Below are 11107 nucleotides of genomic sequence, written 5' to 3'. Positions count from 1 at the left end.
CGCCCGTAGCTCAATTGGATAGAGCGTTTGACTACGGATCAAGAGGTTAGGGGTTCGACTCCTCTCGGGCGCGCCATACATATTTCGGGGAGTAGCTCAGCTTGGTAGAGCACTTGGTTTGGGACCAAGGGGTCGCAGGTTCGAATCCTGTCTTCCCGACCATTTAATTATCACTCTAGGGGCCTTAGCTCAGCTGGGAGAGCGCCTGCCTTGCACGCAGGAGGTCAGCGGTTCGATCCCGCTAGGCTCCACCTTATTATAAAATTTCATTTGGCGGCGTAGCTCAGCTGGCTAGAGCGTACGGTTCATACCCGTGAGGTCGGGGGTTCGATCCCCTCTGCCGCCACCATATCAGGGACCTTTAGCTCAGCTGGTTAGAGCAGACGGCTCATAACCGTCCGGTCGCAGGTTCGAGTCCTGCAAGGTCCACCACTATTTTTCTGGAGGAATACCCAAGTTTGGCTGAAGGGATCGGTCTTGAAAACCGACAGGGGAGTCAAATCCCGCGGGGGTTCGAATCCCTCTTCCTCCTCCATTTTTAATTTCTAATTACTTAAGGCTTATGAGATATCTTAAGCCGGCAACGACGCGGGGTGGAGCAGTTCGGTAGCTCGTCGGGCTCATAACCCGAAGGTCGCAGGTTCAAATCCTGCCCCCGCAATTACCAAGGTCCCGTGGTGTAGCGGTTAACATGCCTGCCTGTCACGCAGGAGATCGCCGGTTCGATCCCGGTCGGGACCGCCATTTTTTATCAAGGCTTTGTAGCTCAGTCGGTAGAGCAATGGACTGAAAATCCATGTGTCGGCGGTTCGATTCCGTCCAAAGCCACCTTTTTTATATTATGTTATAGCTGTGGCGGTTGTGGCGAAGTGGTTAACGCACCTGATTGTGGTTCAGGCATTCGTGGGTTCGATTCCCATCAGTCGCCCCATATTTACTTAATTTCATACTCTTTGCGGGTGTAGTTTAGTGGTAAAACCTCAGCCTTCCAAGCTGATGTCGTGAGTTCGATTCTCATCACCCGCTCCAAAGGGGCCTATAGCTCAGCTGGTTAGAGCGCACGCCTGATAAGCGTGAGGTCGGTGGTTCGAGTCCACTTAGGCCCACCATTCCACAGTAGCTCAGTGGTAGAGCTATCGGCTGTTAACCGATCGGTCGTAGGTTCGAGTCCTACCTGTGGAGCCAATTATGGGGAAGTACTCAAGTGGCTGAAGAGGCGCCCCTGCTAAGGGTGTAGGTCGCGTAAGCGGCGCGAGGGTTCAAATCCCTCCTTCTCCGCTCTTTTGGCCCGTTGGTCAAGCGGTTAAGACACCGCCCTTTCACGGCGGTAACACGGGTTCGAATCCCGTACGGGTCATTTTAAAAACACATTCAACTTGAATGTGTTTTTTTAGTTTCTATCTTTTGCAGAATAGGTTTGCAGGTTGAAACGGCTTGCTTGTCAGTAGAATTGTTATTATGAGCAAACGGTCACAAAAAGGAAGTCCAAAACGATTGGACTTCCTTTTTTAATTATTCATTTTTGTTATAGATTCTTCTATCTTTGCCTTCAAGGTCGGTGCCGATTTCTTCTTCTTCGTTTTCATCTGATAGTTCATTAATGGAGTCATCTCCATCTTCATGGCTTTCATACATTTCGTCGTAATCCTTTTCGTCACCGGCCATATCTGAAGGTGTTTCAGACGTGCCATACCGGGCAGCTTCACTGAAGCTATTTTGATAATCGCGTACCTCTCCCTCTTCCGAGCGTAGCGGATGGTCAGAAGAAGGAGAAATGACTGATTCTTCACTTGGTCTGCTTTCAATATCGCCTTGAGTCTGCTCTTCTGCGGCTTCTACAACAGTCAGGGCAGTTGGCATGGCTTCCAGCCGTTCAATTGGAATATCCTTTCCTGTTACCTTGCATACTCCATACGTTCCTTCTTCAATGGCCTGAAGAGCTGCTTCCACTTTTTCAAGCTCCTCTTCAGAATGCTCATTCAGAGCCATATCGAGTTCTCTGTCAAACAAGTCAGTTGCATTGTCTGCAGGATGATTGTCGTATTGAGAAAGTTCAGTGGAATACTCGTCCACATCTGCTTTATCATTCTGGTCCTCTGTAAGTTCTCTTTTTTGTTTCAATAATCTTTCTTTGAATTTATTTATTTGCTCGTTTGATAACACGTTGACCACTCCTTAGTAAAATACATGCTGATACGCTTAGTTTATCCTCTGTGCAAAAAATGAAACCTTTTAACAGAGCGAAAAACACAATGACTAAGGAGTATCTGTGTACTTTTTCTTCTCTGGATTTTTCAAGGCAGCAGCTTGGCAAAAAAAAGAAAGGATCGCAAACAGTTTTTGTTTGCGATCCTTCCTAACAACTCAAGTAAAGTATCCGATTAAAAATCCAATGGACAGTAAAAATCCGAATATTGTATTTGTCTGAGCCGTTGCTTTCATTGCCGGCATCATTTGCATCGGCATGGTTTTGCCAATAAATCCTGTTGTTGCCTTAATAGCTTTAGGCACACTCAGGAAACTGATAAACAGCCATGGTGACACGATGCCTGAAAAGATTAGGACAACGACTGACCCGTAAGCTACAGCAAACATCGCTGCGAGTAAATAGATTGCATTTTTGCGGCCCAAGAGAATGGCGATGGTTTTGCGCCCGTTTTCCTTATCCCCGTCAAGGTCTCTGATATTATTTGCTAATAAAATAGCACCTACTAATATAGATACGGGAAGTGAAACAAGCATAACAACAGAGTTTATGGCCGAAGTTTGAATGTAAAATGAAATCAGGATTATGACAAACCCCATAAAGAAACCTGCTGTCAGCTCGCCAAAAGGCGTGTAGGCGATTGGAAGAGGACCGCCGGTATAAAAATAAGCTGCTGCCATACATACTAATCCTATTGCACCGATCCACCAGGAGCTGTTGGCGCAAATATAAATTCCCAGCAGAAGGGCAATTCCAAACAGGAGGAAGGCAAGCCTGATTACGGTCTTAGGTTTAACCCCATTTCGAACGATGGCTCCGCCAATGCCGACAGATTTTTCGTTGTCGAGTCCGCGGGTGAAATCGTAATACTCATTAATCATATTGGTTGCTGCCTGAATTAAAATGCTTGCCAGAAGCATCGCTAAAAATAATGGCCAGTTTAATTCGGTGTATTCCAGTGCCAGTACGGTTCCAAGTAAAACCGGAACAAATGCGGCAGTCAAGGTATGGGGCCGTGTAAGCTTCCACCATATTTGAAAGCCATGGTCACGCTCAGGCTGAAGATGCATATGCTGTTCTCTCCTTAAAAGTGCTGTATGTTAATAAATAGCGAAAAATAGTCCATAGTAAAGTGTATTAAAATAACTCTTTATTTGTCAATGACCTAGAAAGATTTCGACATTTACCATTATATTTATTATACTGCATTTTCAACAGGAATAAATGCGAAAAGAAAGAGTTGAATAATTCAATGTATTCCCCTCTTAGAACGATGTGAGAAACGGTTGTGTTTCGTTGACATGATAATGAAAACAGGTGTATCTTTAAGAGAGAGAAACATGTTCGTAACAGTGATTTTTAGGGGGAAACATGGTGAGAATTTTACAACAGTCACATGGGCTTGCTGCTTTTGAAGAAGCAATCAGACTGGCCCATCAATCCAAGCGGGAAGTTCTGTTTAGTCAGGTTGCACGAATCGACAACGTGGCTCCTCTGCAGTTCTATGAAGCGGGGTACGAGCTGTATCAGGGAGAGCGCTCTTTTTGGCAGGATCGAACCGGAGAGCTTACACTTGTTGGAGCCGGAAACGCTCAAACTTTTACTTCCAATAAAAAAAATGAACGGTTTATAGATATAAAGCAGCAATGGAAGGAATTCCTGTCAGAAGCTGTCTGTACAGGAGAAAACGAAACGGGTACTGGACCTGTTGCAGTAGGTGGATTTTCATTTGATCCCAGACAGGAAGCAGAGCTGGAGTGGACCAATTTTTCAAATGGATATTTCCATCTTCCTTCTTTCATGCTTACGATCAATGCACAGGGAGATTGTTTTCTGACCAGTAATATTGTCTGCTCAGAATTTGATGATTCCAAAAAGCTTTGGGAGCGTATGCAAAAGGAAAGGGATCAGCTGCTGAATGAAACAAAAGACTCCATGAAAGATGTATCTGTGATAAGCATGACCGAAATAGAGCCTGAGAGGTGGAAAACGTCTCTTACGTCTGTGGTAAGGCGTTTAAAGAAAGGTGAAATGGAAAAGGTCGTGCTTGCAAGAAAAATTCTGGTTGATTTTGACGGTAAAAAAAGATCAGATACGGTTCTCGAACGTTTGAGGGACGATCAGGCATCAAGTTTCATTTTCTCACTTGAGGTGCTCGACAGCTGCTTTATTGGAGCCACACCTGAACGGCTGGTTAAGAAATCCAAGGATGATATTTTGTCCACCTGTCTTGCTGGCTCTATTGCAAGAGGAGGAACAATAGAGGAAGACCGGCACTTGAGTGAACTTTTGCTGCAGGATGAAAAAAACCTTCATGAGCATGAACTCGTTGTAAGAATGATCACGGACAACCTGAAAGACCTGTGCACAGATGTGAAAGTGCCGTCGTCGCCAGCTCTGATGAAAATCCGTGATATACAGCATCTGTACACGCCTGTTAAAGGAGTGGCTCAAGAAGGAATGTCTGTCGTGGATTTCGTGGATCGTCTCCACCCTACACCCGCTCTTGGCGGTACACCCACCCATTTGGCGATGGATGTTATCCAAGAGGAAGAAAAAATGAACAGGGGATTTTATGCAGCTCCTGTTGGATGGATGGATGCTGAAGGAAACGGGGAATTTGCTGTAGCCATACGCTCAGGCCTGCTTCATGACCGTCACGCCTACCTTTATGCAGGGTGCGGAGTCGTAAAGGATTCAAATGCGGAAAGTGAGTATGAGGAGACGTTGATTAAATTCCGTCCTATGCTTCGGGCAGTAGGAGGGACGATGCAATGAACCACCAGGAAACCCTTACAGCCTATGTCAGCACGTTCATACAGCAATTAGTCCATGGAGGGGTAACCAAGGCCGTGATCAGTCCAGGCTCAAGGTCTACTCCTCTCGCTTATTTACTTCAGGATCATCCCATGATTGACTGTCACGTGAATGTGGACGAGCGCTCAGCCGCTTTTTATGCATTGGGGATGGCTAAAGTCAGCCGGAGTCCTGTAGTTCTCGTCTGCACATCCGGTACAGCTGCAGCAAATTATTATCCTGCTGTAGTAGAAGCACATTATGCACGAATCCCGTTGATTGTGCTAACAGCAGACCGTCCGCACGAACTGAGGGAAGTAGGAGCGCCTCAGGCTGTTAATCAAATTCATTTATATGGACAGCATGTAAAATGGTTTGCCGATATGGCACTGCCGGAGGACCGGGAGACCGTTTTACAGCATGTTGTGAGAACAGCCATGAAGGCAGTCGCAAAGGCAAAGGATGCTCCCATGGGGCCGGTCCATTTAAATTTTCCATTTAGAGAACCGCTTTCTCCTGTTTTAGGTCAATGGAAGACGGTGAAAAGGAAGCCGGTATCCATTGTCGGAAGTGAAAAAAAATTATCTGAAGAAGCTGCTGACCATATTGCCTCGCAAGTAAATGAAGCAAAAAAAGGGATCATTATTGCAGGTCCGGCAGCAGAGCCCGGTGCAAACCGTGCCCTGCTGGAGCTGGCTGATAAGACAGGATTTCCGTTACTGGCAGATCCGCTCAGTTTTTTAAGAAGCGAGCTGGCAGAACGGAATGGACTGATTGAGGGCTATGACGCATTTTTAAAAGATGAGAATGTAAAACATCTTTTAAAACCTGATTTTATTATTCGATTTGGCGCCATGCCTGTTTCCAAGCCGCTGCTGCAATTTTTAGCTCCTTTAGAAGAAGTGCCCCATCTACTGGTGGATCAAGGTACAGATTGGCGGGATCCTTCTTCATCTGTTACAGATTACATTGACTGTGATGAAAGGAGTTTCAGCGAAGCGGTTTCTTCACGTTTTACAAGCCAATCAACTAGTGAATGGCTTGCTTTATGGAAAAAAATAAACCAGACGACCATCATGGAAATTGAGGGTCATATACACGATGAAAAAGACGAAGGTGCTGTAGTGGGGCGTGTCATTCAGTCTCTTCCAAAGAATTGTCATGTAATGGCGGGTAATAGTATGCCGATTCGGGATCTGGATACATTCTGGACACGTTATTCCGGACCTTTTACTTTGTGGGCGAATAGAGGTGCAAATGGAATTGACGGGGTAGTCTCTACTGCTTTAGGGATTGCCGCCGAAACAAGGGAACCGGTGTATCTGATTATTGGTGATTTGTCTCTGTTCCATGATTTAAATGGCCTGCTTGCAGCTAAGCAGCACCCGGTAAACCTGCACATTATTGTGTTAAATAATAATGGCGGCGGAATTTTCTCATTCCTTCCACAAGCAGATGAACCTCTGCATTTTGAAACGCTGTTTGGCACACCGCCTTCTCTGGATTTTTCTCATGCAGCTAAGCTTTATTCACTTTTCTATCAAAAGCTGGAATCAATTGAGGAAGTTCAGTCAGGTCTTGATCAATTAATAAGCGAAAAAGGCGTTACCATTACGGAAATTCAAACTGATCGGAATGAAAATGTACACGTGCACAGAGCGCTTTGGGCCAAAGTAAAAGCAGCTGTCAACGGAGTGAATGAATGGAGGTCATGATAAGGGGAGCTGTCTATCATATTGATGTAAAAGGTGAAGGAAGACCGGTCCTGTTCCTTCATGGATTCACGGGAGACAGTTCCGCATGGGGATCAATCATTCATAAGCTTTCCCAGTCTGTTATGTGCATCGCCATTGATCTGCCGGGTCATGGAAAGACGGTCATGCCCCGTAATGATCTCTCACGCTTTTCCATGAAAGAAGTGTGCAGAGACCTCGGGTTCATTTTGGAATATCTGAACGTTAAGTCTGCTGATGTTTTGGGCTATTCTATGGGAGGCAGAACAGCTCTGTCCTTTGCTGCTTTTTATCCTGATAAAGTCAGGAAATTGATTCTTGAAAGTGCTTCTCCCGGTTTGGAAAGCATCGTTGAAAGCGAAGCGCGTAAGAAGCAGGATGATCAGCTGGCTCAGTTTATTTTAAACGAGGGTATAGCGGCTTTTGTGGATAGGTGGGAAAACATCCCCTTGTTTGAAACTCAAAAAAACCTGGATGCTGAAGTGCAGGAGAATCTGCACGCAAAACGGATGCAGAATAAGCCGGAACATCTCGCAGCAAGCTTGCAGGGAATGGGTACCGGCCGTCAGCCATCCTGGTGGGGAGAGCTTAATAAGATCAAACATGAAACGCTGCTTATCACGGGTGAAAAAGACCGTAAATTTTGTCAAATAGCAAAGAACATGGCGGATCAGATGCCAAATGCAAAAAAAGTGGAGATTCCTGAAACTGGTCATGCAATTCATGTGGAACAACCCGAAAAGTTTGGTACAATAATAGAGGAGTTTTTAGAGAGCGACTAGGCAACTGGTCTACTACATATGAAGGAGGTTTCTTTTCATGACTCGAGAGTGGGTACAGGAACGAAACTATGAAGATATTTTGTACGAGACGTACAATGGCATTGCTAAAATTTCAATAAACCGTCCGGAAGTGCGCAACGCGTTTCGTCCGAAAACGGTTATGGAACTGATTAATGCTTTTGCTTATGCTCGTGATGACTCAAGCATTGGCGTAATCGTGCTGGCTGGAGTAGGAGAAAAAGCATTCTGCTCAGGCGGAGACCAGAGCGTGCGCGGACATGGAGGCTACGTGGGAGAGGACGAGATTCCCCGCTTGAACGTGCTTGATCTGCAGCGTTTAATCCGTGTGATTCCAAAACCTGTTGTAGCAATGGTATCAGGCTATGCAATTGGTGGCGGACACGTGCTGCACGTAGTATGTGACCTGACTATTGCGGCAGATAATGCTGTATTTGGACAGACAGGACCTAATGTAGGATCATTTGATGCAGGCTATGGCTCAGGCTATCTTGCACGAATTATCGGACATAAAAAAGCAAGAGAAATATGGTTCCTTTGCCGTCAGTACGATGCTCAGGAAGCGCTGGATATGGGTCTTGTAAACACAGTGGTACCTCTTGATCAGCTGGAAGATGAAACCGTTAAATGGTGCGAGGAAATGCTTGAAAAGAGCCCGACTGCCCTTCGTTTCATTAAAGCGGCAATGAATGCAGACACCGACGGCCTTGCAGGTCTTCAGCAATTTGCCGGCGATGCTACGCTGTTGTATTATACGACTGAAGAAGCTAAAGAAGGCAGAGATGCTTTTAAAGAAAAACGCAAGCCTGATTTTGGGCAGTTCCCGCGTTTTCCATAATGAATGTATTCAAGCCTGCGGGAAACCTGCAGGCTTGATTTTTTTTAGTGCCACTGTAAATAAGGGATTCTTATTTTCTCTGCTTTCCCCTTTATGACATGTGAAAAATGAGAATGCTATAATTAGTTTATAAAAAATCTGATTAAAAGTTATCCAGCAGGAAAGGAGCAACGGAAGTGAATCCAACCAGTCACTGGCTCACCAAGAGGGCCGCCCTGACCCCGAATCGATCAGCTTTGTCCTTCCAGGGAGAAAATTGGACATTCAGGCAGCTGCTTGAGCAATCCAACTTAATGGCACGCAAATTGAAATCACTTCAACTAACAGAAAAACCGGCAGCGCTGCTGATCCATAATACAGCAAGAGCTGTTTTTTTACTTCATGCTTTACAGGAACTTGGAATAGAGACCGTAATCTTAAATGCAAGACTGCAGGTACAAGAGTGGACGTTTCAGTTGATAGACAGCGGCGCACAGTGTTTAATTGTCGAAGACCGTCTAGAAAAAGAAGCTGAAGCTTGCTCAGGAATCCTTCCTGTTTATACGATCGGCGATGTTGAACGGCAGATGCCATCCACCGGACCATTTAGTGAAGGTGAACGTATAAATTGTTCCATTATGTACACTTCAGGCACGACAGGAAAACCAAAAGGAGTACAGCAATCCTATGAGAATCATTTTTCAAATGCCATGGGAGCAGCCATTAATCTCGGACTTGATACGAAAGACCGCTGGCTTTGCGCCGTTCCCATTTTTCACATAAGCGGCTATTCGATTTTAATGAGAAGTGTAATCTATGGAAATCACGTTACGCTATATGAAAAATTTGATGAAACTGCTATTCACAAAGAGTTAACAGCGGGGACTGTGACGATGATTTCAGTGGTTTCTGCTATGCTCTCACGTTTGCTGGCTGTAAGGAACAATGAGCGATATCATCGTAATTTCCGATGTATGCTGCTAGGAGGCGGCCCGGCTGCTGAGCATGTGTTAGAAGAATGTTTTCATGCAGGCATCCCGGTTTATCAAACGTATGGCATGACTGAAACGACCTCCCAGTTTGCGACACTTGGCCCTGAAGACAGCAGAAGGAAAATCGGGTCATCAGGCAAGCCACTATTTATGAATGACATAAAAATCGTGGATCAACATGATGATGAATGCATGAAAAATACAGCTGGAGAAATTACAGTTAAAGGACCTGCAGTGTTCAACGGCTATTTAAATCGTCCGGCTGCAAATGAATCATCCTTTAACAGGGGATGGTTTTATACAGGCGATATCGGCTATTTAGACGAGGAAGGGTTTTTATACGTTCTTGATCGGAGATCGGATTTAATTATTTCAGGGGGAGAAAATATTTATCCTGCTCAGGTTGAAGCTGAACTCACATCCCATCCCGGCGTTATAGAAGCGGCTGTAGTGGGAAGAAGCGACTTGAAATGGGGAGAAGTCCCTGTTGCTTATGCAGTAAAATCCATGCCCTCTCTTAGTGAACAGGAGCTCATTGCCTACTGTAGAAAACGGCTTGCAGGGTATAAGGTGCCGGCAGAGATTATCTGGATGGACAAGCTTCCAAGAAATGCATCAAATAAACTGCTGCGCCGTGAGCTGAAAAAGAAAGGCGGAAAGCTGTGAAAATCACTCAAATTGATCTTCATGTAATTGAAATGGATCTCGTTGCCCCGTTTGTGACGAGTCTTGGCAGTGTATCCGGCAGGAGAGGGATTCTTGTAGAAGCACATGATGAGAGTGGAGTAACCGGATACGGGGAAGCAGTAGCTTTCTCAACCCCCTGGTACACAGAAGAAACGGTTGCAACCTGCTATCATATGATAAAGGATATCCTGGCGCCTCTGCTCTTAAATACGTATTTTTCTTATCCGAAAGAGGCCGCTGAGAGGATGGCAGCCGTCAGAAAAAATCCTATGGCAAAAGCTGCTCTTGATATGGCAATATGGGACATCTACGCGAAAAAAAGGGGAGAGCCTCTTTCAAAGGTGATAGGCGGTACAAGAAATGAAGTTCTGGCAGGGGTTGCAGTGGGAGCAGACACGATAGAAGAGCTGCTTGCACAGATAAACCATGCTAAAAATGACGGATACAAAAGAGTTAAAGTGAAAATAGGACCGGGTAATGATCTCGATAGAATACGAGCTATTCGACACTCTTATCCTGAAATGGCGATATTGGCGGATGCAAACTCATCCTATTTCTCATTTGAAAAAGACTTGTATGAGCTTGATGCATTTGGGCTGCAAATGATCGAACAGCCGCTTCATCCCGATGATTTAGTTCAGCATGCTGAGCTCCAAAAAAAGTTAAAAACCCCGATTTGTCTTGATGAGAGCATTACTTCATTTCAGGACGCCTGGAGTGCGATTCAGCTCGGCAGCTGCCAGGTGATCAATATAAAAATTGGACGCGTCGGAGGCATTACAGAAGCCATCCGCATTCACGATCTTTGTGAAAAGCATGGCATACAGGTCTGGTGTGGAGGAATGCTTGAATTTGGCGTTTCCCGGGCACATAATATTGCATTATCCACACTTAAAGGATTTTCAATCCCTGGAGATATTTCATCCTCTAAGCGCTACTGGAAAAAGGATATTACATCACCTGAAGTACAGGTTAGCAACGGAATTATACGTCCTTTTAAAGGGGCGGGAATAGGGGTGGAAATTGACTGGAAAAGAGTAGAGGAAGTGTGTATTCAGCATGTGGTGGTAAAGTAA

At 45.2% G+C, this 11107-nt stretch carries 8 protein-coding genes and 14 tRNA genes; 20 read left to right on the top strand and 2 right to left on the bottom strand.

Going from position 1 to position 11107, the window contains the following annotated elements; translation table 11 throughout:
- Positions 1-85 precede the first annotated feature (85 nt).
- From P6709_RS17755 to P6709_RS17690, 14 genes are all read left to right on the top strand, one after another.
- Positions 86-162 (top strand) — tRNA-Pro (locus P6709_RS17755).
- A 16-nt stretch (positions 163-178) separates the two neighbouring features.
- Positions 179-251, top strand: a tRNA-Ala gene (locus P6709_RS17750).
- A gap of 21 nt (positions 252-272) precedes the next feature.
- Positions 273-349: transfer RNA gene (locus tag P6709_RS17745), tRNA-Met, on the top strand.
- A gap of 6 nt (positions 350-355) precedes the next feature.
- Positions 356-432 (top strand) — tRNA-Ile (locus tag P6709_RS17740).
- A gap of 10 nt (positions 433-442) precedes the next feature.
- Positions 443-535 (top strand) — tRNA-Ser (locus tag P6709_RS17735).
- A 52-nt stretch (positions 536-587) separates the two neighbouring features.
- Positions 588-661 (top strand) — tRNA-Met (locus tag P6709_RS17730).
- Between the two features lie 7 nt (positions 662-668).
- Positions 669-744 (top strand) — tRNA-Asp (locus P6709_RS17725).
- An 11-nt stretch (positions 745-755) separates the two neighbouring features.
- Positions 756-828, top strand: a tRNA-Phe gene (locus P6709_RS17720).
- 27 nt (positions 829-855) lie between these two features.
- Positions 856-931 (top strand) — tRNA-His (locus P6709_RS17715).
- Positions 932-955: 24 nt separating this feature from the next.
- Positions 956-1029: transfer RNA gene (locus P6709_RS17710), tRNA-Gly, on the top strand.
- 3 nt (positions 1030-1032) lie between these two features.
- Positions 1033-1109: transfer RNA gene (locus P6709_RS17705), tRNA-Ile, on the top strand.
- Between the two features lies 1 nt (position 1110).
- Positions 1111-1185 (top strand) — tRNA-Asn (locus P6709_RS17700).
- 5 nt (positions 1186-1190) lie between these two features.
- Positions 1191-1278, top strand: a tRNA-Ser gene (locus tag P6709_RS17695).
- Positions 1279-1285: 7 nt separating this feature from the next.
- Positions 1286-1357, top strand: a tRNA-Glu gene (locus P6709_RS17690).
- Between the two features lie 155 nt (positions 1358-1512).
- Here the strand turns inward: P6709_RS17690 and P6709_RS17685 are convergent.
- Positions 1513-2163 carry a TraR/DksA C4-type zinc finger protein gene (locus P6709_RS17685; RefSeq protein ID WP_278242259.1) on the bottom strand — a complete coding sequence of 217 codons (651 nt, stop codon included), beginning with the start codon at positions 2161-2163 and terminating at the stop codon, positions 1513-1515.
- 201 nt (positions 2164-2364) lie between these two features.
- Positions 2365-3276, bottom strand: a complete 912-nt coding sequence (locus P6709_RS17680) for a 1,4-dihydroxy-2-naphthoate polyprenyltransferase (protein WP_278242258.1) — start codon at positions 3274-3276, stop codon at positions 2365-2367.
- A gap of 304 nt (positions 3277-3580) precedes the next feature.
- Here P6709_RS17680 and P6709_RS17675 point away from each other — a divergent pair, with 304 nt between their 5' ends.
- The 6 genes from P6709_RS17675 to menC all read left to right on the top strand — a co-directional run bounded on the left by P6709_RS17675 (position 3581) and on the right by menC (position 11107).
- Positions 3581-4984: an isochorismate synthase gene (locus P6709_RS17675; protein ID WP_278242257.1), complete on the top strand. Its 1404-nt coding sequence runs from the start codon at positions 3581-3583 to the stop codon at positions 4982-4984.
- Positions 4981-6717: a 2-succinyl-5-enolpyruvyl-6-hydroxy-3-cyclohexene-1-carboxylic-acid synthase gene (menD, locus tag P6709_RS17670; RefSeq protein WP_278242256.1), complete on the top strand. Its 1737-nt coding sequence runs from the start codon at positions 4981-4983 to the stop codon at positions 6715-6717. Before P6709_RS17675 ends, menD begins: the two co-directional genes overlap by 4 nt.
- Positions 6705-7517, top strand: coding sequence for a 2-succinyl-6-hydroxy-2,4-cyclohexadiene-1-carboxylate synthase (menH, locus tag P6709_RS17665; RefSeq protein WP_278242255.1), 813 nt, complete (start codon positions 6705-6707; stop codon positions 7515-7517). Before menD ends, menH begins: the two co-directional genes overlap by 13 nt.
- 37 nt (positions 7518-7554) lie before the next feature.
- Positions 7555-8373 carry a 1,4-dihydroxy-2-naphthoyl-CoA synthase gene (gene menB, locus P6709_RS17660; RefSeq protein ID WP_278242254.1) on the top strand — a complete coding sequence of 273 codons (819 nt, stop codon included), beginning with the start codon at positions 7555-7557 and terminating at the stop codon, positions 8371-8373.
- A 176-nt stretch (positions 8374-8549) separates the two neighbouring features.
- The gene (locus P6709_RS17655) at positions 8550-10010 is read left to right on the top strand and encodes an o-succinylbenzoate--CoA ligase (protein WP_278242253.1); all 1461 of its coding nucleotides are present in this window, start codon (positions 8550-8552) and stop codon (positions 10008-10010) included.
- Positions 10007-11107, top strand: coding sequence for an o-succinylbenzoate synthase (menC, locus tag P6709_RS17650; RefSeq protein WP_442905367.1), 1101 nt, complete (start codon positions 10007-10009; stop codon positions 11105-11107). Before P6709_RS17655 ends, menC begins: the two co-directional genes overlap by 4 nt.

The organism is Jeotgalibacillus sp. ET6, assembly GCF_029667115.1.
Lineage (GTDB): Bacteria > Bacillota > Bacilli > Bacillales > Jeotgalibacillaceae > Jeotgalibacillus.
Note: the sequence above shows the minus strand (reverse complement) of the source record. Positions and strands in the feature narration are given on the sequence as shown.

What these genes read in the sequence shown, in the direction of transcription:
- menB (WP_278242254.1), top strand. Translation starts at nt 7,555, where the DNA reads ATGACTCGAGAGTGGGTACAGGAACGAAACTATGAAGATATTTTGTAC.
- menD (WP_278242256.1), top strand. Translation starts at nt 4,981, where the DNA reads ATGAACCACCAGGAAACCCTTACAGCCTATGTCAGCACGTTCATACAG.
- P6709_RS17680 (WP_278242258.1), bottom strand. Translation starts at nt 3,276, where the DNA reads ATGCATCTTCAGCCTGAGCGTGACCATGGCTTTCAAATATGGTGGAAG.
- menH (WP_278242255.1), top strand. Translation starts at nt 6,705, where the DNA reads ATGGAGGTCATGATAAGGGGAGCTGTCTATCATATTGATGTAAAAGGT.